Here is a 22504-nt window from a genome sequence, read left to right on the forward strand (position 1 = left end):
CCGACGGAGTGTGGCCGGACGCGTCCGCTGCGCCAAGGCCCTCGCGCTGCGGCCACCGTCGTCAGCTCTGGCCGGCCTTCTCCTTCTCGTAGCGCTCGGTCATGGTGGCCACGGCCTGCAGCTGCGCGGCGGCGTAGTCCTCGCGCTTGCCCATGGCGTGCTCCTTGGCGTTCAGCGACGCCTGCGCGTGCGACACCTGCCCGCCCTGGAAGTGCGGCATGACGTGCTGCGCGATCAGCTCCCACGACCGCTTGGTCGCCTGCGGGTTGGCCCACTCGTGGCCCATGAAGAGCATCGAGCCGAAGCCGCCGGACTGGTCCCACAGCCGCTGCACCTGCTCGCGCGCGTCGTCCGGCGTGCCGATGACGCCCACCCCCGACTCGCGGACGAAGTCGATCATCTCCTTGAGGTCGCCGCCCTCGACCGCCATCTGCGGGAACGCCGCCGTCTTCTGGAAGTACCGGAACCAGGTCTCGATGCCGAACTCGACGTCGCGGTAGGCCTGCTCCCGCGTCTCGGCGACGTGCACCGGGCTCACCAGCCGCCACCCCGAGCGCGAGACCGTCTGCCCGTGGTGGGCGGCTCGCTCCTCGACGACGTTCCAGTGGTGGCCGAGGGCGTCGAAGCCCTCCTTGGTCAGCGTGGCGCCGATCGACAGCAGCCCGACGCCGTGCCGGCCGGCCATCCGCGGTCCGGTGGGCGAGGCGACGGCGGCGACGGCGATCTCGAAGCACGGCTGCGTGTAGGGCCGCAGGTGCAGCCGGGCGTCGACCAGGTTGTGCGTGCGGGTCTGCTCGGTGACCGTCTCGCCGCGCAGCAGCCGCATGATGATGTCGAGGTCGACCTCGAGCAGCTCGCGGGTGTCGGTGGGGGTCAGGCCCAGCATCATCGAGTCGGTGGGCAGCGAGCCGGGGCCGCAGCCGAGCATGGCGCGTCCGCGGGTGAGGTGGTCGAGGAGCACCATGCGCTCGGCCACCCAGAGCGGGTTGTGGTAGGCGATCGAGGTGACGCCGGTGCCCAGCTTGATGTGCTTCGTGCGCTCGGCGGCCGCGGCGATGAAGATCTCCGGCGAGGCGATGATCTCCGTGCCGGCCGAGTGGTGCTCGCCGATCCAGGCCTCGTCGTAGCCGAGCCGGTCGAGGTGCTCGACCAGTTCGAGGTCGCGCTGCAGCGCGAGCGTGGGGTTCTCACCGGCGGGGTGGAACGGGGCCAGGAAGGTGCCGAAGCGCAGCCGGTCCATGGGGGAGTCCTCCTCGGTTCGGGGATGCCGCCATAGTGGTCCAGGTCACACCCTGCTGGCGAGGGTCAGCCGACGACGAACGCGGTCGACGACGCCGCCTCCGAGGTGATGCAGGAGCCGATGACGGTGAGCCGGTCGCCGGTGAGCGCCATCCGGCCGAACGTCCCCTGGCCCTCGCACAGCCGGACGTCGTCGAGCTGCTCGCCGCTCCCGAGGTCGAGAGTGACCACGCCCGACTCCACCTCGAACCCGGCCACCGGCAGGTACGCCGCGCGCCCGTCGGGGGAGACGGCGAGGTCGGCCAGGGGGCGGTCGGTGCCGGGGATGGCGTGCGACGCGGTCACCTCGCCGTCGGCCACGGTCACCACCCGGAACGGGTCGTCGCCGGAGCCCGCGGTCAGCGTGACGACGGCGGTGCCGTCGTCGGCGAGCCGCAGCGCGCCCGGGATGCTGGCCGGCCGGTCGGGCGCCAGCTCGACCAGCCCGGTCCGCTCCAGGTCGTCGGACCAGGTGCCGAGGACCGCGACGTCGGCCAGGTCAGGTGCGCGGGCGTCGCTGAGCAGCGCGGTCGGGCCGCCGTCGGGGCCGACCGCGAGCGCGCGGACGCTGAGGCCGGACTCCAGCTCGGCCGTTGCCCGGAGCGCGCCGGTGACCGGGTCGAGCGCCGCGATCGTGTCCTCGCCGGCGACGTAGAGGCGGTCACCGGCGGGGGAGACGGCGGCGGTGTCCCCGACGACGTCGAGCCCGGTGACCGTCGGCTCGCCGCCGGGCGGCACCGTGGTGAGCCGGCCCGGGGCGGTGACCAGGGCGGTGCCGTCGGGGGTGACGAACAGCCGGTCGCCGGCCTCGGGGAGCCGGCGCAGCCCGCCGACGCCGTCCTCGCCGACCGGTGCCAGGTACACGGCCGACGGGTCGGCGGTGCCGGCGAGCAGCGCGAGCGCACCCTCCGGCCCGGGGGCGAGGTCGAGGACGTCGACGCCGCCGGGGACGACCACGTCGAGGTCGACGATGGCGAGGATCTGGGTGAACGTCTGAGGTGCCGGCGAGGGCTCGCCCTCCACACCCGTGCACCCCGTGGCGGCCAATATCGCGATAAAGGCCAAGGCGCGGCGGGCGGTCGGCATGCGGGCTCCGGGGGTCGGTGCGGCGAGTCTCCGGCCGCCCGGACCGCCCCGGCAACCGCGTGGTCTGATGCTCGGCAGTGCCGGCGCCGGGCCGGTCCGGAATCCGGAGGTGCGCTCGTGGGTGACGCCGAGGTCCTGCTCGAGGTCGACGGCGGCGTGGCGGTGGTGACGCTCAACGCGCCCGACCGCCGCAACGCGCTGACCCCGTCGATGGCGTCCGAGCTGATCGGCGTGTTCGACGAGGTGGACGCCCTGCCGGAGGTCGGCGCGCTCGTCGTCCGCGCGGTGGGCCGGTCGTTCTGCGCGGGTGGCGACATCGCGACGCTGACCAGCGCCGGGAAGGACCCGGCCGCTCCCGACGCCTACGAGGGCATGGGCCGGATCTACGACTCCTTCTACCGGCTCGGGCAGGTGCGCGTGCCCACCATCGCCGCCGTCCGGGGCTCCGCGGTCGGCGCCGGGATGAACATGCTGCTGGCCGCCGACCTGCGGATCGTCGCCCACGACGCCCGGCTGCTCGCCGGCTTCCTCAAGCGCGGCATGCACCCCGGCGGCGGGCACTACGTGATCCTGTCCCGGCTGGTCGGCCGCGAGGCCGCCGCGGCGATCGCGCTGTTCGGCGAGGAGATCGACGGGCGCCGCGCCGCCGAGCTGGGCCTGGCGTGGCAGTCGGTGGAGGAGTCCGCCGTCGAGGACCGCGCGATCGAGCTGGCCCGCCGGGTCGCCGCCGACCCCGAGCTCGCCCGGGTGGCCGTGGGCAACTTCCGCAACGAGGTGGTCAACGGCGCGGTGAGCTGGGAGGTGGCCACCCAGTTCGAGCGTCCCGCGCAGATGTGGTCGATGCGCCGGCAGGCCCGCCAGGACTGACCCGGGAGTCAGGGGTCACCGCAGGCGCGGTCCCCGTCCTCCACGGCCCGGTCCCCGTGGCGGGTCCGGTCGTCCCCGGTGGGCTCGACGTCGACCAGCCAGTCGCCCGGTCCGGGCGTCCAGCGGGGGACGTCGAGCGAGCGGTGCTGCGGCGTCGTCATCGGGAGGAGACCCGGCGCAGGAACGACCGCGGCACGTCGACCAGCGGCTCGACCCGCCCGCCGGCCGCGAGGTGCAGGCTCCAGGTGCCGTCGAGTGAGTCGTGGAGGACCTCGTGCAGGGCGTCGGCCCACTCCTGGTCGTCCTCGACCGGCTCCGGCTCACCGGGACGGCAGAGCGCCGCCGCCAGGTGGACGCCGTCGCCGGTGAGGTGGGTCGCCACCTCGCGGTGGACCTCGAGCAACCCGGTGAGGAGCCGCCGGTCGGGCAGCGCCGGGACGTCGTCGACCGGCAGCAGGACGGGGGACTGCCGGCCGTCGGCGCCCAGCCAGGTCAGCCAGAGGCTGCGGCGGCCGAAGGTCAGCGGCTGGAGCAGGGACACCCAGCGGCGGGTCAGGGCGAGCGAGGAGCGGACGGGGACGTCGGCGAGCAACGGTGTGGTCATGCCGCACACCGTGGCAGCGCCGGAGGACCTCCTCCGGGGTTTTCCACAGGCCGCCGGTCAGGTCAGGTGCCGGCGGAACCAGTCGAGCTGTGCCGGGGCGGAGCGCTGGAACGCCTCGCCCACGTAGGCCTCGAAGTGGCCGACCGGCAGGACGAGCAGCTCCTTGGGGTGCCGGGCGCGCTCGAAGTACTCGAGGGTGAGGTCGGCGACGGTGAGGTGGTCCTTCGCGGCCACGACCACCATGAGCGGGGTCGGGGCGATGTCGGCGATGTAGGCGCCAGGCTCGTACTCGACGAACATCTCCACCGAGCGCAGCGTGACCTCGTTGCGCCAGGTGGCCGCCCGGTCCTGCATCGGGCCGAAGAAGAACTCCGAGGTGTCGGCGGTGGGCAGCGCGCACACCTCGGCGGGGTCCTTCTCCCAGGTCACCTGCATCATCGCGGGCGGCTTCCCGGCGTAGCGGGCGGCGCGGTCGGCGTCGAACACGGCCCGCAGGTCGGCGAACTGGTCGGCCCGGATGAGCCGGCGGGCGTTGGCCAGCCCGCTCACCAGAGGCACCTGGGAGACGACGCACTTCACGCGGCGGTCGAGGGCGCCGACGACGAGCACGTGCCCGCCGCTGTAGCTCGATCCCCAGATGCCGATGCGGTCGGGGTCGCACCACCGCTGGGTCTGCGCCCAGGTGATCGCCGTCCGGTAGTCGCGGACCTGCTGCCACGGGTCGATCTCCCCGCGCGGCTCGCCGTCGGAGGTGCCGAGGTTGCGGTTGTCGTAGGCCAGCACGCCCAGCCCGCCGGCGGCGAAGTGCTCGGCGAAGTCGTCCAGGTGCATCTCCTTGACGGCGGAGAAGCCGTGCGCCATGACGACCAGCGGCCGGCGCGTGTCGGCGGGGCCGTCGTCGGGCGTGTAGTGCCAGCCGCGCAGGGGAACGCCGTCCTCGGTCGCGAACTCTATGTCCTCTCGCATGCGGCCGACCCTGGCCGCCGCCGTCCGCGCCGTCGCGGCGGTCCCTGCACCTCCCGCGGCGATGCCTGCAGACCTTGCCGCCGAACCGGACCCGGAGTTGGCTGCGCGGCGGGAGGTGCCCATGACGCTGACCGCCGAGCGCTGGACCCTCGCCGACCTGCCCCGCGGCGAGCGGGACGACGCCTTCCGGCAGGCGGTCGACGCCACCCACCTGCCGTGGTCGCTGCGATCGGGCCCGGGGGCCCCCGGCCCGGTCGAGCTCACCCGGTACCGCGTCGGCGACCTCGCGCTGGTCGACTGCCGGTGCGGTCCCTGCACGGGGTCGCGCGGGCGGGCCCAGCTGGCGGCGAGCGACGCCGACCTGGTGGGCGTCCTCTTCGTCCGCGAGGGGCTCGAGTTCGTCGAGGTGGGCGGCGCGCAGGTCGTCGTCCGTCCGGGGTCGGCGCTGCTGTGGCGGGCCGACCAGCCGGTGCGCTTCCGGGTGCCGGGGCGGCTCCACAAGTGGACGCTGATGGTGCCGTCGTCCCGGCTGCCCGCCGCACCCGGCGGCCTGCTCGACCCGACGGCCGCCGGGCTGCTCACCTCCCTGGTCGGGGCGACGCTGGCCGGCGCCGGCGGCCTCGACGGGCGCCTGGGGCAGCCGGTGGCCGAGGCGCTGGTCGACCTGCTGGCCGGGGCGCTGACCCCGGTGGACGACGACCCGGCGTGGGCGCGGGTCACCGCCCACGTCGCCGCGCACCTGCGCGAGCCGTCACTGTCCCCGGCGACGATCGCGGCCGGGGCCTACGTGTCGGTGCGCGCGCTCTACGGGCTGTGCGCCGCCCGGGGCACGACGCCGGCCGGGTACGTGCGCCGGCTGCGGCTCGAGGGCGCGCGGCGGGAACTGGCCCGGCGCGGGACCGCGGTCACCGTCGCCGCGGTCGCGCACGGGTGGGGCTTCGGCGACCCGGCGACGTTCGGCCGCGGCTTCCGGTCGGCGTTCGGGTGCACGCCGGACGACGTCCGCCGTGGGTCGGCCTGACCCGAGGACGGTCAGACGGTCTCGGGGACCCGCAGGTGGGCGAGGACGAGGTCCATCTCGGCGACGTCGACGATCTTGGCGCCCATGGCCCGGGCGAACTGCTCGCGCAGGGAGCGGGCGTGCCGGCGGACCAGCCCGGCGGCGTCGCGGTTCTCGAAGCTGGTGACGCTGACCGTCCGGCCGGCGCGCCGGTCGACCAGCATGCTGACGCTGCAGAACCCGGGGAGGTCCCGGAGCTTGGGCAGCAGGTTGTCCCGGTAGGCGTCGAGCAGGTCGTCGAGGTGGTTCGGCGCGATGCGGGCCCAGGTGACCTGCGCGCCGGCGCCGTCCCCGGCCGGGCGGTCCCGGTGGAGGACGGCGATCTCCCACTCCTGGACGTCGGCGTGCTCGCCGCCGAGGGTGTGCAGCAGGCGGTGCTGGACGGTGCGGTCCTCCGCGGCGGTCGCCCGCATGGCCCGCTCGTCCTGCCAGGCGGTGGCGACGATGCAGCGGCCGGCGTCCCGGTCGGCGAGCAGCGAGAGGCCGACGCAGCCCTCGGCCCGCTCGGACGCCGGCAGCACCTCGTCGCGCACGTAGCCGATGCCGGCGTCGAGGTGGGCGGGGTTGCCCCTGATGCTGGTCGACCGTGCGTGCATGCCGCCGCTCCTCGCGATCTGACGGGACGCCCCTGCGGCATCGCCGCGCGGCCCACAATGCCCGTCCCGCCCGGGGGAGGCCAGCGCTGCGGACCGGGGCGCGCCGAGGGAGCCGGTGCCGCGGTCGGACGTGCGCCGTGGCCTAGCGTGAGTTCTTCGTCCTCGCTTCCCCTGCGCACCCCGTGCCGGAGCGAGGCCCGCGATCGTCGTCCTCGACCAGGGAGTCCGCAGCGTTGTCCGGCACGTCATCCGGTAGGCCGCTCCGCGCGCCGTCCACAAGGAACCTGCTGGCCGACTGCGAGCGGTGGTGCCGCGACAACCTGCCGCCCCGTCCGAAGCGGCCGCACACGGCGCCGTTGCGGGTCGTCGCCGGTGGGGGAGCCGACCGGGCGCCGTCGCGGCGCGGCACCTTCCGGCCGGGGCCCGGCTGGCCCGGAGTGCCGGCCGCGCGCACCGGCACCTGACGACGCCGGGGACCTCCGACTACACGGGCTGACGCCGCCCCAGCGCGGCCGCCAGCTCGGCGACGACCGCGGCCGCCGGCCGGATGCCGGTCACCGCGCCGACCCCGGCGCCCGCGTACATGGGCATGGCGGCGACGTGGCCCTCGACGCCGGCCACGGGCGGCAGACCCGACCCGCGCGGCACCGCGGTCCGCGACCGGCCCAGGGTGCCGACGACGTCGTCGTCCAGCTCGGCGAGCCGCTCGACCGAGGCGCGCAGCACCCGGGGCCGCCCGCCGGTGGCGCACATCGGGCAGTCGGTGACGAACGCGCCGGTGATCTCCGTGCAGTCGCCGGTGGCGTCGACGAGCGACTGCTTGTACGCCGGGTGCGCGCCGGACTCGTCGGTCGCGACGAACAGGGTGCCGATCCGGGCACCGGCCGCGCCCGCCGCCATGACCTCCGCGAAGGAGCGCCCGTCGGTGATGCCCCCGGCGGCGAGGACCGGGACGTCGACCGTGTCGAGCACCTCCCGCAGCAGGGGCCGCAGCGGCGTGGATCCGCGGACGTGGCCGCCGGCCTCGACCCCCTGCACCGTGACGACGTCGCACCCGGCGTCCACCGCGGCGCGCGCCTCGGCGAGCGACCCGACCTGCCAGCCCGCGAGCGCCCCGGCCCGGTGCACCACTTCGACCACGTGCGGCGCGGGGTCGAACCAGTAGAAGTCGACCAGCCGCACCCGCTCGGCGACGTCGGTCAGCAGCCCGTCGTCGAGGTCGCCGCTGACCACGTTGGCGGACAGCACGCCGGAGGTGCGTCCCCGCATCTGGTCCAGGCGGCGGAGCAGCACGTCGGGCGGGAGACCGATCGAGGCGATCGTGCCGACCCCACCGGCGTCGGCGACCGCCACCGCGAGGTCCGGCGAGGAGACCGCGCCCAACGGCGCCTGCTGGACCGGGACGGTGCAGCCGACCAGCTCGGTGAAGCGCGTCCGCACGCCCGGACGGTCCCGCCGGGGGAGGACGCCGGCCACGGGTCGCTACCGCAGCTCGTACCACTCGTAGTCGAGCACGAGGTCCTCGTGGACGACGCCCTTGCCGGCCGCCTGGATCCGGTTGAGCCAGGCGTAGCGCTCGTCGCCGGTCTCGAAGCGCGGCGTGACGTAGATCGTCTTCGGCAGGTCCATGCCGTCCGACGCGTCCAGCCTGCCGTGGTACTGGGCGAAGACCAGTGCACCGTCGTGCGTGCGGAAGGTCGCGCGGACGTCGAGCATCCCCGTGCCGTCGGGTCCGAGGAGCAGCCAGTCGCCGGACGCCGATCCCTCCATCTCCCCGCTGAACCGGTCCCCGTCGAACTTCGCGCTCTCGGCCTCGAAGATCAGCCGCGTTCCGGCCGGCCCCGCCCCGACCTCGATGGGCGGCTTCAGCTGCACCCGCATCGTGCAGAGCGGCACCAGCTCGATCGCCATGTCGTCCCCCTGACCTCGCCGAGGCGGCGACGGTACTGCGACCCGGACGCCGCGTTCCGGGGCCCCGCGGTCTCGTTGGCCGGTATTGCGTCACGGCCGGCCGAGGACGAGGGCGGTGGTCCGCGGAGGGTCGGCGTCGATGCACGAGCCGACGACGGTGAGCGTGCCGCCGTCGGCGCTCGGTGCGAGGGCTCCGAAGGCCGCGGCGCCGCCGCACAGGGTCACCACGCCGGTGACCTCGTCGGGGGCCAGGTCGACCGCCGTCAGCTCCGCCGGGTGGTACGAGGCGGACAGCGCCAGGTAGGCGGAGCCGCTGACGACGGCGACGTCGAGCGCGGTGTCGTCGGTGCCCTCCAGCTCGGCGACGGTCCGCACCCGGCCGTCGGCGACGGTGACCAGCTGCCCGGCGTCCTGCGCCTCGTTGACGTAGGCGGCGACGACGGCGGTGCCGTCCGCGGTCACCTCCAGCGCCGTGGCCGGGCCGGTGGGCACGGCCACGATCGGATGGCCGTCCGGGCGCAGGTCCGGGGTGAGCCGGAGGAGCGCGACGCCGTCCGTGCGGACCAGCGCGGCGAGGCCGCCGTCGGGCAACAAGGCCAGGTGGGTGACCGGGCCGGGCGCGGTGGCGGTGGCCCGGACGGCGCCGGTGCCGGGGTCGACGGCGGCCAGCCGGGTGTCCCGGGCGAGGAAGAGGACGTCGCCGTCGAGGACGGCGGCGTCCGGCGGCCCGCCCAGCGCCGGCGCATGGCCGACGACGAGCGGCAAGCCGTCGTCGGCGAACACCAGCTCGCTGCCCGGGTGGACGGGGGTCGTCTCGCCACCCGGGGCGGCAACCAGCCAGCCGCGCGAGGAGTTCCCGACGAGGGCCGCGGTCCCGTCGGGACCCGTCGCCAGGTCGTGGACCACGACCTCGGCGCCGACCGCGGCGTCGACGTCCACGGTGGCCACCACCGACCCGAACCGTGGGGGAGCGGCGTCGGCGCAGCCGGCCGCGAGCAGGACGGCCAGCGCCGCCGTCGTCAGTGCACGGCGCGGTCCTGCCCGGCCCAGTACGGCTTGCGCAGCTCGCGCTTGAGCACCTTGCCGGCGGCCGACAGCGGCAGCGCGTCGACGAGCTCCAGCGACCGCGGCACCTTGTAGCCGGCGATGCGCTCGGCGGTGAAGTCGTGCAGCTCCTCGAGGGTCACCGTCGCGCCGGCCGCCGGGACGACGACGGCGTGCACGCGCTCGCCCCAGGTCTCGTCGGGGACGCCGATGACCGCGCAGGTGGCCACCGCCGGGTGCTGGGCGAGGACGTTCTCCACCTCGACCGAGTACACGTTCTCCCCGCCGGAGATGATCATGTCCTTGAGGCGGTCGGTGAGGTACAGGTAGCCCTCGTCGTCCATCCAGCCGGCGTCGCCGGTGTGCATCCAGCCTCCGCGCAGCGCGTCGGCGGTCTCCTCGGGCCGGTTCCAGTAGCCGAGCATCACGTTGCCGCCGCGGACGACGATCTCGCCGACCTCGCGGCGGGGCAGCTCGACGTCGTCCGGGCCGACGACGCGCACCTCGGCGATCGGGGCGGCGCGGCCGACCGAGCGCCGGTGCACCGGGTCCTCGTGGTCCTCGGCGGTCAGCAGGGTGGCGACGGGCGCGAGCTCGGTCATGCCGTAGGCCTGGATGAAGGAGGCGTTGGGGAAGGCCTTCATCGCGCGGCCCAGCAGGGCGTCGGACATGGGGGAGGCGCCGTAGAGCACCCGCCGGACGCTGCTCAGGTCGAACTCGCCGATCCGCGGGGAGTCGACCGTCAGCTGGATCATCGTGGGCACCAGCAGGACGTCGGTGACCTGGTGCTCCTGGACGGCGGTCATGACCGCGACCGGGTCGAACACCGGGATCATCACCTGGGTGCCGCCCAGGATCCCGCCGGTGACCCAGGCGGAGAAGTCGGCGAGGTGGAACATCGGCGGGGCGTGCAGGTAGACCCGGTCCGTCGGTGAGGGCACGGCCGCGAGGAACCCCATGGACGACGTCAGCAGGTTGTCGTGGCTGAGCATGACGCCCTTGGACCGGCCGGTGGTGCCGCCGGTGTAGAAGACGCCGGCGAGCTGGTCGCCGCCGCGGCGGGCGTCCTCGACCGGCTCGGCGGCGCCGACGAGCTGCTCGAAGGCGAGCATGCCGTCGGGGGTGGGGCCGTCGCCGGCGTGGACGACGTCGCGCAGCCCCGGGTGGGCGGTCCGGATGCCCTCGACGTACCCGGCGAAGAGGTCGTCGACGACGAGCACCCGGGCGTCGACCTCGACGAGGGACTCGGCGATCTCGGGGACGCTCCACCGGATGTTGACCGGGACGAGCACGCCGCCGGCCCACAGCGTCGCGCCGAGGAACTCGTGGTAGCGGTCGGAGTTCAGCGACAGGATCGCCGCGCGCTCGCCGTCCCGGATGCCGAGCCCCTGGAGGGCGGCCGCGAGCCGGGCGATCCGGTCGACGGTCTCGGCGTAGGTGCGGGTGCGGCCGGCGCAGACGGTGGCGACCGTCTCCGGGCGCTGCTGGACGTGGCGGTGCAGACCCTGGGTGACGTACACGGCGGCGACCTCCCGATCCTGGTGAGGGACCGGATGGTGGTGCCGGCGGCGTCCGCGGCGACAGAGGCGGACGGCCCTCTCAGCTCAGGGCGGCCGTCCGCTCCCGGTCGCGGGCCGACGCGATGAAGCCCTGGAGGACGGGGTAGACCTCGCTCTCCCAGCGGGAGCCGCTGAAGACGCCGTAGTGGCCGACGCCGTGCTGCAGGTGGTGGCGCTTACGCTCCGCCGGGATGCCGGTGCACAGCGCGTGGGCGGCCTCGGTCTGGCCGGGGGAGCAGATGTCGTCGTTGGCGCCCTCGACGGTGAGCAGCGCGGTCCGCCGGATGGCACCGGGGTCGACGGGCCGGCCCCGCCAGGTGAGGCGTCCGGTGGCGAGCAGGTGGCGCATGAAGATGCGGTCGACCGTCTCCAGGTAGAACTCGGCGGGGACGTCCATGACCGCGCCGTACTCCTCGTAGAACGCCTGGGTGGCCGCGGCGGCCGCCGCGTTGCCGGCCACGAGGTCGCGGTACATCCGCGCGTGCGCGCCGAGGTGCCGACGGGGGTTCATCGACATGAAGGCCGCGAGCTGGACGACGCCGGGGTAGACCCGCCGGCCCGCGCCCGCGTACCGGCGCGGGACGGTGTCGATGAGCCGGCGCTCGAACCACTCGATCGGCTTGGTCGCGGCGGCGGTGTTGACCCGGTTCGGGTTGACCCGGGTGTCGATCGGGCCGGCCATGAGGGTGAGGCTGGCCGGCTGGGCGGGGTCGTCGTCGGCGGCGAGCAGCGCGACGGCGGCCAGCACGGGGACGGCGGGCTGGCAGACGGCGACGACGTGGGCGCCGGGGCCGAGGGTTTTCAACGCCAGCACCACGTGCTCGATGTACTCGTCGAGGCCGAAGCGGCCGTGCTCGACCGGGATGTCGCGGGCGTTGTGCCAGTCCATGACGTGCACGTCGTGGTCGGCCAGCAGCGTGCGGATGGTCGGCCGGATGAGCGTGGTGAAGTGGCCGGACATCGGGCCGACGACGAGCACGCGCGGCTGGCCGTGTATGTCCGGCTTGGCGAAGTGCAGCAGGGTGCCGAACGGGGTCGTCATGGTGGGCCGCTCGACGACGTCGGCGTCGCGGCCGGCGACCCGCACGGTGGTGATGCCGTAGGCCGGCCGGTCGTGGGTGGGGCGGGCCTTGGCGAGGATCTCGCAGGCTGCCCGCGCGTGCCGGACGGCGGGGTTCTTCGCCAGTGGGCCCGGCAGGGCGTGCAGGGCCCGGGCGGTCAGCCCGGTCGCCGCGACCATCGGCGCTCCGGCGCGACGGTTGAGCTCGTAGGCGGTGTAGAGCATCGGCCTGCCTGTCCCGGGGTCGGCTGAGTGACGTGCGTCACCCTGCGGAAACGTAACCGCAACCGGGGACAGTGGCGCGGTGATCACCGTGTCGGCGGCACCGGCGCCCCGTGCGCCCCACCGGCCACACGGGGTGGGAGCCGGGTCAGACGGAGATGACGCGGAGGTCGCTGATCTCGGCCAGTGCGGTGTAGTCGGCGTCCTGGGTGATCACCGGCACTTCGTGTGCCAACGCGGTCGCGGCGATCCAGGTGTCGTTGACGTTGATCCGCCGTCCCGCCGCGGCGAGGAGGAGCCGCAACCGGGCCCACTCGTCGGCCACGGCCGTGTCGACGGGGAGGGGGTGGAGGTCGGCCACGGTCTGCAGGGTGGACAGCCGGCGCGACCGCACGGACACGTCCGTGGCGGCGAGGACGCCGGCGCGCAGCTCGGCGTAGGTGACCACGGAGACGGCGACCTCGTCCGGCAGCGCCGAGACGTCCAGCTCCCGGCTCTCCTGGGCGATGAAGACGCTGGTGTCGAGCAGTCCGCGGCTCACCGGATGGGCCCGAGCTCGCCGGTGTCCCCGGTGAGCGCCTCCAGCTCCTCCCGGAGTGCCGGATCGGCCTGCGACCGCGCCAGCCGGGCGACGAAGACCGCCTTCGGCGTCCAGTGGGACCGCTGGTCCTGGATCGGACCGAGCTCGGCGACCGGCTCGCCGTTGACCGTCACCTGCACGACCTCGCCCGCGGCCACCCGGCGGAGGACGCCGGCGGTGTCGTTGCGCAACTCCCTGGATGCCACCCGCACGGCTACGACTGTAGGCCATCCGTAGCAGCAGTGGCGATGTCATGCCGCTCGAGATGCGCGACCAGCTTGCGACGACCTCGGCGAACGGCTGGATAACGGTCACCGTGCCGACGCGGCGCCCGCGTACATGGCGTCGACGTGGCCCACGGCGCCGGCCACCGGCGGGAGCCCCGACCTGCACCACACGGGCGCCCGGCCGCTGCTCACTCGGGCGATGACGTCGTCGTCCAGCTCGGCGCGCCGCTCGACGGCGCTGCTCAGCACGCGCGCCCGGGCGCTGGTGGCGTACAGCGGGCAGGCGGTGGCGAAGGCGCCGGTGATCTCGGTGTAGTCGCCGGTGGCGTCGACGACGGCCTGCTTGTACGCCGGGTGGGCGCCGGACTCCGTCGTCGCGATGAACCGCGTGCCGATGCGGGCGCCGTCGGCCCCCGCTGCGATCACCTCGGCCAAGGCTCGCCCGTCGGCGATGCCGCCGGCGGCGAGGACGGGGACGTCGACGGCGTCGAGCACTGCGCGCAGGAGGGGGAGCAGCGGCTCGCGCCCGCGGACGTGGCCGCCGGCCTCGACGCCCTGCACGGTGATCAGGTCGCAGCCGGCGTCCACCGCGGCGCGCGCCTCGGCGAGCGACCCGAACTGCCAGTTCACGAGCGCGCCGGCGTCGTGGGCGACCTCGACCAGCCGGGGGGACGGGTCGCGCCAGAAGAAGTCGACCAGCCGCACTCTCCGGGCGAGGTCGGCGAGCAGGTCGTCGTCGACGTCCGTGGTGAGGACATTGACCGCCAGCGCCCCCTGGGTCCGCTCGCGCATCCCGTCCAGCCGGCGCAGCAGGGCCTCCGGCGGGGTGCCGAGCGCGGTGACGGTGCCGACGCCGCCGGCGTCGGCGACCGCCACGGCGAGGTCAGGTGGGGACACCGGTCCCATCGGCGCCTGCTGGACCGGCACCGTGCAGCCGCCCAGCTCGGTGAAGCGCGTCCGCACGGCCGGACGGTCCCGCCGCCGGCGGGCGCCGTCAAGCGTCTTCGACGACGAGCCGCACGCGTTCTCGGTGGCCGAGCAGGAACTGCTTGAGAACCAGGTCCGGCCGGTGCGCAGCGTGCTGTCGCTGCGGCGGCAGGTGGCCGCGCACCGGTGGGACGGCGACCTGCTGGCCGCGCAGGGTCGGACGCTGGAGGCGGTGGCGGCCGGGCTGCCGCTGGAGACGGTGCTGGACACGCTGGCGTCGTCGACGGCGTCGCTCGCTCCCGAGGCCGATGACGAGCAGTCGCGGCGGCTGCAGGAGACGGTGGACCGGCTGACCGCGGTGGCGACCAAGGCCGACGGGTGGAAGCAGGCGCTGCTGCGGTCGGCGCGGCAGGACCCGCTGACCGGGCTGGCCAACCGCAGCCACCTGCTCGACACCGGCCGCGCGGCGCTGGCCGTCGGGGGAGCGGTGCTGTTCGTGGACGTCGACCGGTTCAAGGAGGTCAACGACCGCGGCGGGCACGCGGTGGGGGACCAGCTGCTCGTCCGGCTGGCGGGCCGGATGCGTCAGTACGTGTCGAAGGAGCTGCCCGGGGCGGTGGTCGGCCGGCTGGGTGGGGACGAGTTCGTGGCGGTCCTGCCAGGCGTGGACGCCGATGCGGCAGAGGCCATCGGGCACGGGCTGGCTGCCGTGCTCGTGGACGAGGTCGAGGTGGGACGGCGGACCGTGCGGGTGTCGGCCTCCATCGGGCTGGCGATGGCCGCACCCGGGACGACGCTCGACGAGGTCCTGTTGCTAGCGGACTGGGCGATGTACGGCGCCAAGGACCGCGGCCGCGGCGTCCTGCACATGGTCGGGGACGAGGACCTGCCGGCGTAGGGAGTAGGTATCCCGCTCACTGCCCTACGGGGTTGCGTTGCTGCGAAGGTCGCTCCCGGACGATGGTCAAGACGTTCAACGACGGATCGTCTCCTTTGAGTGCGCTCAAGTTCCACCGGCGTGCCCCACTGAACAGATGAGGTCACTGAGCAGGGAGGCGCATCAGTCGTAGCAATCCCGGCCGGTACGACACGCGCAATCGTCCTTAAGGCGGAACGGACGGACTCGCATCCCGCAGACTCGACCTCATGCAGCAGCTCGAGGCGCACGAAGTTCCACTGCACAAGATCTTCAGCAGTGACTACGACTTTCGGATCCCTGACTACCAGCGCCCGTACGCGTGGCAGGTCGAGCAGGCCGCACAGCTGCTTGAGGACCTCGTAGAGGCACTGGATCGCGGCGACGACGAGCCGTACTTCCTCGGCTCAGTCGTGCTGGTGAAGCGTCGGGAGTCCTCAGATGCAGAGGTCATTGACGGGCAGCAGCGACTCACGACGCTCACCATCCTCCTCGCGGTCCTCCGCGACCTGACCGGTGACGAGGACCTGAAGCGGGACCTCGACACCATGCTGGTCGAGCCGGGGAACAAGATCCGGAACCTGGCGCCGAAACCGCGACTCGCCCTGCGGGCTAGAGACGCTGCCTTCTTCAAGACGAACGTTCAGACCTCGGGTGCCATCGCGTCCCTGCTGCAAGTGAAGACGGATGCCATGTCGACGGACGCGCAGAGGGCGGTCCAGGCAAATGCGAGGGTGTTCCGCCAGCGCCTCGCCGACTGGTCCGAGGACCGCCGGTTGGCGTTGGTCGGCATGTTGAGTGAGCGGACGTTCCTGGTTGTGGTCAGCACGCCAGACCTCGACAGTGCGCACCGCATCTTCAGCGTCATGAACGCCAGAGGCCTTGACTTGTCGCCGGCCGACATCTTCAAGTCGCTGATCATCGGAGAGCTGCCTGACGAGGTCTCTAGCGATTACGCGACGAAGTGGGAGAACGCGGAGGAGTCGCTGGGGCGTGACGACTTCGCCGACCTCTTTCTGCATCTCAGGATGGTGTTTTCCCAGGAGCGGGCCCGTAGGGAGTTGCTCAAGGAGTTCCCTGAGCAGGTGCTCTCGCGGTTCAAGGGCAAGGCGGCTGAGTTCGTCGACGACGTACTTCTGCCCTACGCGAGCGCATACCAGCAGATGCGGGACCAGTCCTACACGGCGAGTGAGGGAGCGGGCAACGTCAACCGCTGGTTCAGGCGACTCGCGCAGATCGACAACAGCGACTGGCGTCCCCCGGCGCTCTGGGCTCTGCGCCATCACGGCGACGACCCGGAGTGGCTGGACGCTTTCCTGCGACAGCTCGAGCGGCTGGCCGCCAGCATGCTCGTGCGGCGGGTCTACGCGACGCCACGCGCTCAGCGGTATTCCGATCTGCTCAAACAGCTCGGTCAGGAGGGGCTCGACGCGCCGGCGTTCGAGCTGACCGAGCAGGAGCGGGCGGAGACCATCCGCCGGCTGCAGGGAGACATCTACCTGGTGACGGCGGTGCGCAAGTACGTGCTGCTACGTCTGGACGAGAAGCTCGCCAACGTGCCGGGCGTTTCTTACGAGCACAAGATCGTCACTGTGGAGCACGTGCTCCCGCAGAACCCGGCCAAGGGGTCCGAGTGGTTGGAGGACTTCACGGAGGAGGAGCGGTCCGCTTGGACGCATCGTCTCGGAAACCTGGTGCTCCTCAACCGAGCGAAGAACGCGGCCGCGCAGAACTTCGACTTCGGGACCAAGAAGGACAAGTACTTCACCGGCAAGAGCGGAGTCGCCGCTTTTGCTCTGACGATCGGCGTTCTGGCTCACGACACCTGGACGCCTGGTGTTCTCGAGAAGCGTCAGGAGGAGCTCCTCCAGACGCTCGTCGAAGAGTGGGACTTGGGAGCGGCGCCATCCCTCTTTGCCTGAGTGCGGTGTGCAGAGACTGAAGGAGCCGCCGCCCTTCGGTCGGCGACGCGAGAGGTGATCCGCCGAGCTGTGCAGCCCTCTCTTCGGCAAGACCCCGATCTCCGTGCCGCCATATGATGTCGCGTGTTCGTGGTGGCTCAAGGCCGACCCGTTCCCCGGATGCTCCACCTGCTCAGGAGTTCAGTCATCCCTCCTTGCTCCGTTCATGAACCCCGACAGCCGGGGCGCCAGGGACTGACGGCGTTAGGACCGCGGGTGCTGCACGGCAGAGGCTGGACAGTGCTCCTGACCGCTGGGTCACCGAGGGGTTCCGCATGGTCGGCGACAGACTCGTCGATGACGACGGCGTCCCACCGCTGCTAGCTGCTGTCGGAGTGAAAGGTGACGCTGGCCTCGACCCTGGTGCCGGGTCGGATGAGGCTGGTGACGCCGGTGCAGAAGCCGCCGGAACTGTCAGGGATCTCGCGCGCGGTCAGTCCGGTGAGGCTTTGCAGGAAGCGGCTCTTTCCCATGCGCGCGAGTCCTACGGCGCCCACAGTGAGCGTCGGTCGGCTCATCCGTGTGGTGAGCCCCTGGCACTCGGCCAGCTCGGCGTCGAGGTGGTTCAGCGCCTGGCTGACGGCTCGGCGTACCGCGCCCACCGCATCGCCGATCGCATGTCCGTCCAGGTGGGCGAGGCGCGTCGCCTCGCCGTCCAGGTCCGCAAGAGCTCGACGCATGTCGAGACCGCGCTCGACCACCGACTGCAGGGTCAGCGCGTGGCTCCGTCGACGCGCGAGCACCGCATCGATCCTGTGCTGGCGATCCAACTGTCCTCCATAGTGCCGAGTGGGAGACACCCACGCCGGTCGTCGGAAGCCCATCGGCGTGACGGACCATCCACTTCAGGCGAAGCGGCCGGTTTTCATCCGGAATGGGTCTTCATCCGCGGTGGGGATCCCGGGAGCCGCACACGCATGGCCGAGGCCTCGGATCGAACACGCAAAACGCGTGCACCAGCGGAACGGCCGCGGATTTTGCAGCCATCCAGGAACTGGGGGAGGGGGGTGTTTGCGACTGGATCCCTGTGAGGGTGTGCCCGGTTGGCTCAGTCCTCGATGATATTTCCTACGCAGAGGTGCCCACCTCGAACTGCAGCGTCTCGGCTTCTGTCCATGTCCTGTTGAGGGCTGCCTGCTGTCGACGGCGCCTGAAAACTGATCCTATCGCTGGGAGGGGGCAACCTTGGGGCGTCGTTGACAGCAATCTCATCTGCACCGGACGCCCTCTCGGTGGTGGATGCGGGCACCACGGCGGCAGGACTGATGCCGCGGCGCCGCTCCGGAAGTGAGAACGGACGCCGCTACCGAGTCATGAGCCGCCAATAGCCCTTGGGTGCTGAGCGGTCGATCAGGACCTCGTCGGCCATGGCTTTGCGCTCCCAACGCACCGCGTTCTCCCAGCCAATTTCTTCTTTGTCGACGACCTCGCGATCGGCCTCGGTCAGGAGGTGCCCGATCGTGGTCTCGATGTCGGCAAGTACATGAGAGACGTGCGCCTCGCCGCCACGCCTGGTCAGCGAGGCGACGATGTGGGGCCGGAATGCCATCTGCGGCGTCAGGTCCCGCGGGTGTCGAGACCCCCGATCGGTCACAGCAACTGCAGATGAGGCTGGAGGGGGCGGCGGCCAAGAGTCAGGTCGCGTCGCCGGGCGTAGATCCAGTAGGCGGCGGAGGACATCATCCGGCGACTCCTCAGGCGACCTCGCCGCGCGGTGCAGCGCTAGCAGTACTTCCGGGGACACCTCGATCGGGAGCATCCGGGCCTCCGTTCTCCGTCGATGCACACCTTCCCATCCCCAGGATGGATGGGTGGCGCCCTTCAGCTGTGCTCCGTTCGGTTGCGTCCGCGCCGAGAGCGGGCCCGCAAGGCTTGCCCGAACGACCGCTTGGTGGATCCCTTCGCGCCGACCGCTGCAGCGACGCTCGGCGCGAGAGCCCAACCCCGCGCCGCGATGCGGCGGCCGGCTGCCTGAGTTGACTCCGAGCGTTTGCCGGTAGGAGGGCCGATCGGTCGCTCGTCCCAGTTGGTGCCGGTCGACACAGGCGCACTCAGCCAGCGCTCGTATGCGGTCGTGTCGTCACGGACAAAGCCTGTCTCGGCCTCTGGCGGGATGCCCGCCGTCGTCAGGTTGAGCACCCGCGCCAGGTCGTTGACCTGACTCGCCTTGGGGTCGTCTCCGCCGACCTCCTGGAGCTGGTCGATCATCCCCAGCGCCAGCGGCCGGCAACGGACCAGCGGGCGGTGGAGGTAGCTGTTTGGCATGTCCTGGCGGATGAACAGGAACTCAACCGGGCTGTAGTCCTCGCCGTCGCGGAAGAGCTCCGCCCCCCACCAAAGGCGGGCCAAAGCCTGCTTGTTGATGGCGCCGAACCAGCGTTCGCGTGCCACCCCCTCGGCGCCCGTCCACCGGTAGGTCACATAGCCCCGGTATCGGAGGGCGAGCCAGTGCCACAGGCCGCGGTCCCCGGCCTCGGACCTGGTGAGCCGAAGTGCCGCGTGCAATCGCGGGGCCAACCAGCGGTCGGACTCTTCGGCCGACGCCCAGCGGCGCTGGTCGACGAGCTCGTGGAAGCGCCGCATGAGCCCGTCGAGGACGTCGACATGGATGGCCTGCCCGTGACGCTCGACGACTTCCTCGAGGGCGTCGAAACTCGCACCGCCCTCCGCCAGGCGCTCTCGCTCGAAGCCGTCGAGCTCTCGAGTGAACCGGTGCAGTGTCTCGGCCATCAGCGGACCTCCTCGGCGAAGGCGACGATGTTCTTGTTGAGTGACACGAGCTCACCGATGGCGAGCTCGACTTCGGACCACACGGCCCGAACATCGGCGAGCGAGCCCTGGGCCTGGTGGACGCGGGTGTAGAGGTCCTGTACGTCGGACACCGAGCGCATGACGTCCGCGACTGCCCCGCAGGCCTGCCGGAGCACCGGGTCCTCCGGCGGGACGGCCTCCTCGCCGCCGGCCGAGTTGGTGACGAGCTCGTCGAACGCCGCTTGCACGAGGGTGCGGGTCACCGATGCGGCGATGATCGTCGAGAAGGTGTCGCGAAGACGACGACGTTCTTCCTTCGCGTACTCGTTGAGGAGCAACTTCTGAAAGTGCTTCTGGCCGCTGTTCAGGTACAGGACCGGGGTAGAGCCCTCGAGCGCGACGGCATAGGGCGCAGACGAGTACGTGCGGCACAGGAGCGGCGCATCCATTGCACCGAAGTCGACCCACCTCGTGGTGACGGGCGTCCGCGTCGGCGCTGCGGGTGGAGTGCCCTTCTCGAGGACCACCGACCAGGGCGAGGACGAGCCGCGGAGGAGAGGACGGTCATCCGCGTCCGGCGCGGTCACGTACGCCTGCAGCGTCATGACGCCGCCCAGCTCCGCGCGCCGGGCCCGGAGCCTTCCCTGCCAGTGATCGGTCCCCAGCGGCCGGAGCAGGGCAGGGATGCGGCTGTTCGTCGTCCCGCTCGACAACATCACGTACGCGTGGCATGTGACGTGTGCGAGGTCGGAGGGCCGTGGCTCCGCGGGAGCAAGCTCTACGTCGATCTCCAGCAGCTCCCAGTCGGCCTCGACCCCGTCGAGGTGGACCCGCTGCAGAGCGTCGTCGACGACGTCGGCCGGCACCCCGTCGAACCTGACCGCGGCGACGGTGATGGCCATCGGCCGTCTGAACTGGGGCCAGGGGTAGCGAGCGGTCATGCTCCCTCCTCCGTCTGCAGGGGGCCGGTGGGGCCGGTCAGGACGTCTACGACGGACATGTCCGCCGGGATCGGGAGATCGGCGCTCGAAATCCCCTTGAAGCGAGCGGTGACCTTGCGGGCACGGGGTCGAGCGGGGATGAGTACGCGTCCGCCGGCGGTACTGCACCCGTCGACAGGGACAAGGTCCCCGGACCACTTCACCGTCTGCCGTCCACCGTCCAGACCGACAAGGACCAGCGAGGGTTCGAGCGACCAACCGTCGTCGCGGTTTTTGGCCTGAACCTCGACCTCGACGTGCCAGCTCCCGTCCTGCACCTTCCAGTCGACGATCTCGATCACCGGCTTCCGCGGGGCGCCCCCCGCACTGACGCTGCCGGGCGTGTCGCTCTTCAGGAAGCGGAGGTGCCTCAGGACGCTCTGCGGTCCCTTGTCGTCCGGGGTCGGGATCACGTCGAAGAGCTCGTCAAGGGCCTCGCGGACCCGCCGGTCGATCGCCATCAGGTTCGGCACCCATGGCGCTATGTAGTTGGCTGTCAGGTTGACCTGTGAAGTCTGCTGTCGCCCGCTGCCAGGGATCCACCTGTCGTGCGCCGGTGGTTCGGCGAAGCGCAGGAAGTCGTCGGCTCGCCGGTCATCCATAGTCGGGGCGGTCGGGGTCACCGCGGCACCAGCGACGACGAACGCGTGGTACCGCCGGCCCTCGTAGCGCTTGTCGATCGTCTGCACGACCATCTCGGGCTTCCTGAACAGGCAGACCCGGTCCTCGAGCCCGTCTCGGTTGTCGTCCGAGAGCGTCACGACCAGACGAGCCTGGTGCGTGAACCGGTCGTGCTGGTCGCCGGTGCGGCGGCGTGAGACGTCGATCGGCAAGGGACGGACCACGACGTCGTAGGGCTTGTCGAGGGCCTGGTCGACGTCACCCGCGTCGTAGCGCTTCAGGGCCCGGACCAGCTCGGCGTACGTCTCGGACGGGTCGACGGGCGTGTCACTCTTGAGCGTGCCGTTGTCAACATGGCGGATACGGACGCGCATGCCGCCGCGAGTGAGCAAGGGCCAGAAGCTCTCCTCGATCCCCTCGCGGAGCCCGCGGGCGAGTCGCTCCACGACCTTCTCCGGCGTCTCGTCCTCGGTCACCGGGTTGTCGGGGTCGTAGAAGGCCAGGACCAGCGCCGAGGTGCCTGGGCGATCGTCCTCCCGGTGCAGGTGCAGGCGGCGCACGAGGTCCTCGTCGTTCCAGGTGCTCCGCGCTGCGTCGTCCTCGTCGGGCACGCCGAAGTAGCCGCGGCCCTGATAAGCCTTGCCGCCGACTCGGTGCACGGTGCCCTGGTTGACCCCGAAGACGCGGTTGAGCCGGTTCCCTTCGACAGCGTCCTCAGCCGAGAGGACGCTGTTGAACAGGACGGTCTGCAGGCCGCTGAACCGCCAGTAGACGGCCTTGCCCAGGCCGAAGGACCCACCGGAAGCCTGGTCCTTGCCGCTGAACAGGTCGAGGCGGCAGAGCTTGATGAAGTTGCCGTACTCCTCCTCGGGGGTTTCGTTGTCAGGGAACTCAGGTCCCGTCAGACCCCGGCAGCCGTAGTCGTCGATGCGCAGGAGGACGAGGCGGTCGGACTGCCCGAGGGCCTCGAGGCCGGCGCGGATCTGGCCCGCCGCGACCGCTCCGCTCGCGCCTGCCGACATGGCCTCGAGGTGCGGGCGCAAGACCGACTCCCAGCCGAGGGCCACCTCGAAGTCGCGGCGGGCATCACCGGTCAAGGTGATGAACGTGTACACCAGGTCCGCGCTCTGCCCGGCCCGCGCGTCCGCGGAGTTCTGGCAGCTCTCTCGAGCCAGGGACGTCAGCCCGGCGTTGACGGTCCACTGGTTGGCGTTGCCGTAGTTGCCGTAGGTCTTGCTCTGCTCCTCCCAGGTCCACTGGCAAGCGCTCATGCATGGCTCCTCTCACG

At 72.2% G+C, this 22504-nt stretch carries 23 protein-coding genes; 4 read left to right on the forward strand and 19 right to left on the reverse strand.

The features are described 5' to 3' along the window. Positions 1-61 precede the first annotated feature (61 nt). Positions 62-1240, reverse strand: a complete 1179-nt coding sequence (locus ACI78U_RS02150) for an LLM class flavin-dependent oxidoreductase (protein WP_456873641.1) — start codon at positions 1238-1240, stop codon at positions 62-64. Between the two features lie 65 nt (positions 1241-1305). Further along, positions 1306-2364, reverse strand: coding sequence for a hypothetical protein (locus tag ACI78U_RS02155; RefSeq protein ID WP_456873642.1), 1059 nt, complete (start codon positions 2362-2364; stop codon positions 1306-1308). Positions 2365-2481: 117 nt separating this feature from the next. Between ACI78U_RS02155 and ACI78U_RS02160 the strand changes: the two genes are divergently transcribed. Then, positions 2482-3231 carry an enoyl-CoA hydratase/isomerase family protein gene (locus ACI78U_RS02160; RefSeq protein ID WP_456873643.1) on the forward strand — a complete coding sequence of 250 codons (750 nt, stop codon included), beginning with the start codon at positions 2482-2484 and terminating at the stop codon, positions 3229-3231. An 8-nt stretch (positions 3232-3239) separates the two neighbouring features. On the opposite strand, the gene ACI78U_RS02165 is transcribed toward ACI78U_RS02160, so the two are convergent. The 3 genes from ACI78U_RS02165 to ACI78U_RS02175 are packed head-to-tail and all read right to left on the reverse strand — an operon-like array spanning position 3240 to position 4801. Beyond that, the gene (locus ACI78U_RS02165; protein ID WP_456873644.1) at positions 3240-3392 is read right to left on the reverse strand and encodes a hypothetical protein; all 153 of its coding nucleotides are present in this window, start codon (positions 3390-3392) and stop codon (positions 3240-3242) included. After that, positions 3389-3835, reverse strand: a complete 447-nt coding sequence (locus ACI78U_RS02170; protein ID WP_456873645.1) for a hypothetical protein — start codon at positions 3833-3835, stop codon at positions 3389-3391. The genes ACI78U_RS02165 and ACI78U_RS02170 overlap by 4 nt, the downstream gene beginning before the upstream one ends. Before the next feature lie 57 nt (positions 3836-3892). Beyond that, positions 3893-4801, reverse strand: coding sequence for an alpha/beta hydrolase (locus ACI78U_RS02175; RefSeq protein WP_456873646.1), 909 nt, complete (start codon positions 4799-4801; stop codon positions 3893-3895). A 121-nt stretch (positions 4802-4922) separates the two neighbouring features. Between ACI78U_RS02175 and ACI78U_RS02180 the strand changes: the two genes are divergently transcribed. Next, positions 4923-5822, forward strand: a complete 900-nt coding sequence (locus ACI78U_RS02180) for a helix-turn-helix domain-containing protein (RefSeq protein WP_456873647.1) — start codon at positions 4923-4925, stop codon at positions 5820-5822. An 11-nt stretch (positions 5823-5833) separates the two neighbouring features. Here the strand turns inward: ACI78U_RS02180 and ACI78U_RS02185 are convergent, their stop codons facing one another. The 9 genes from ACI78U_RS02185 to ACI78U_RS02225 all read right to left on the reverse strand — a co-directional run bounded on the left by ACI78U_RS02185 (position 5834) and on the right by ACI78U_RS02225 (position 14023). Further along, the gene (locus ACI78U_RS02185) at positions 5834-6457 is read right to left on the reverse strand and encodes a hypothetical protein (protein WP_456873648.1); all 624 of its coding nucleotides are present in this window, start codon (positions 6455-6457) and stop codon (positions 5834-5836) included. Positions 6458-6940: 483 nt separating this feature from the next. Then, on the reverse strand, positions 6941-7897 hold the full coding sequence (locus tag ACI78U_RS02190; protein ID WP_456873650.1) for an NAD(P)H-dependent flavin oxidoreductase: 957 nt from the start codon (positions 7895-7897) through the stop codon (positions 6941-6943). Positions 7898-7939: 42 nt separating this feature from the next. Continuing rightward, positions 7940-8368 carry a DUF3237 domain-containing protein gene (locus tag ACI78U_RS02195; RefSeq protein ID WP_456873651.1) on the reverse strand — a complete coding sequence of 143 codons (429 nt, stop codon included), beginning with the start codon at positions 8366-8368 and terminating at the stop codon, positions 7940-7942. Between the two features lie 90 nt (positions 8369-8458). Further along, positions 8459-9319: a hypothetical protein gene (locus ACI78U_RS02200; protein WP_456873652.1), complete on the reverse strand. Its 861-nt coding sequence runs from the start codon at positions 9317-9319 to the stop codon at positions 8459-8461. A gap of 68 nt (positions 9320-9387) precedes the next feature. Further along, entirely contained in the window at positions 9388-10932 is a 1545-nt protein-coding gene (locus ACI78U_RS02205) for an acyl-CoA synthetase (protein ID WP_456873653.1), read from the reverse strand. A 79-nt stretch (positions 10933-11011) separates the two neighbouring features. Next, entirely contained in the window at positions 11012-12256 is a 1245-nt protein-coding gene (phaZ, locus tag ACI78U_RS02210) for a polyhydroxyalkanoate depolymerase (protein ID WP_456873654.1), read from the reverse strand. Between the two features lie 145 nt (positions 12257-12401). After that, entirely contained in the window at positions 12402-12794 is a 393-nt protein-coding gene (locus tag ACI78U_RS02215; RefSeq protein WP_456873655.1) for a PIN domain-containing protein, read from the reverse strand. After that, on the reverse strand, positions 12791-13045 hold the full coding sequence (locus ACI78U_RS02220; protein ID WP_456873656.1) for a type II toxin-antitoxin system Phd/YefM family antitoxin: 255 nt from the start codon (positions 13043-13045) through the stop codon (positions 12791-12793). The genes ACI78U_RS02215 and ACI78U_RS02220 overlap by 4 nt, the downstream gene beginning before the upstream one ends. 99 nt (positions 13046-13144) lie before the next feature. Then, the gene (locus ACI78U_RS02225) at positions 13145-14023 is read right to left on the reverse strand and encodes an NAD(P)H-dependent flavin oxidoreductase (RefSeq protein WP_456873657.1); all 879 of its coding nucleotides are present in this window, start codon (positions 14021-14023) and stop codon (positions 13145-13147) included. Between ACI78U_RS02225 and ACI78U_RS02230 the strand changes: the two genes are divergently transcribed. Continuing rightward, the gene (locus tag ACI78U_RS02230) at positions 13989-14885 is read left to right on the forward strand and encodes a GGDEF domain-containing protein (RefSeq protein ID WP_456873658.1); all 897 of its coding nucleotides are present in this window, start codon (positions 13989-13991) and stop codon (positions 14883-14885) included. The two genes, ACI78U_RS02225 and ACI78U_RS02230, sit on opposite strands and share 35 nt — an antisense overlap. Positions 14886-15133: 248 nt before the next feature. Continuing rightward, on the forward strand, positions 15134-16825 hold the full coding sequence (locus ACI78U_RS02235) for a DUF262 domain-containing protein (protein ID WP_456873659.1): 1692 nt from the start codon (positions 15134-15136) through the stop codon (positions 16823-16825). A gap of 359 nt (positions 16826-17184) precedes the next feature. On the opposite strand, the gene ACI78U_RS02240 is transcribed toward ACI78U_RS02235, so the two are convergent. The 5 genes from ACI78U_RS02240 to ACI78U_RS02260 all read right to left on the reverse strand — a co-directional run bounded on the left by ACI78U_RS02240 (position 17185) and on the right by ACI78U_RS02260 (position 22487). Further along, positions 17185-17634, reverse strand: a complete 450-nt coding sequence (locus tag ACI78U_RS02240) for a hypothetical protein (protein WP_456873660.1) — start codon at positions 17632-17634, stop codon at positions 17185-17187. A 533-nt stretch (positions 17635-18167) separates the two neighbouring features. Further along, positions 18168-18413, reverse strand: coding sequence for a hypothetical protein (locus ACI78U_RS02245; protein ID WP_456873661.1), 246 nt, complete (start codon positions 18411-18413; stop codon positions 18168-18170). A 272-nt stretch (positions 18414-18685) separates the two neighbouring features. After that, positions 18686-19594, reverse strand: a complete 909-nt coding sequence (locus tag ACI78U_RS02250) for a DUF6339 family protein (RefSeq protein WP_456873662.1) — start codon at positions 19592-19594, stop codon at positions 18686-18688. Further along, complete coding sequence (locus tag ACI78U_RS02255) at positions 19594-20556, reverse strand: hypothetical protein (RefSeq protein WP_456873663.1); 963 nt, start codon at positions 20554-20556, stop codon at positions 19594-19596. Before ACI78U_RS02255 ends, ACI78U_RS02250 begins: the two co-directional genes overlap by 1 nt. Next, positions 20553-22487, reverse strand: a complete 1935-nt coding sequence (locus tag ACI78U_RS02260; RefSeq protein ID WP_456873664.1) for a hypothetical protein — start codon at positions 22485-22487, stop codon at positions 20553-20555. The genes ACI78U_RS02255 and ACI78U_RS02260 overlap by 4 nt, the downstream gene beginning before the upstream one ends. Positions 22488-22504: the final 17 nt, after the last annotated feature.

The sequence above is a fragment of the Geodermatophilus sp. SYSU D00710 genome (assembly GCF_054050195.1).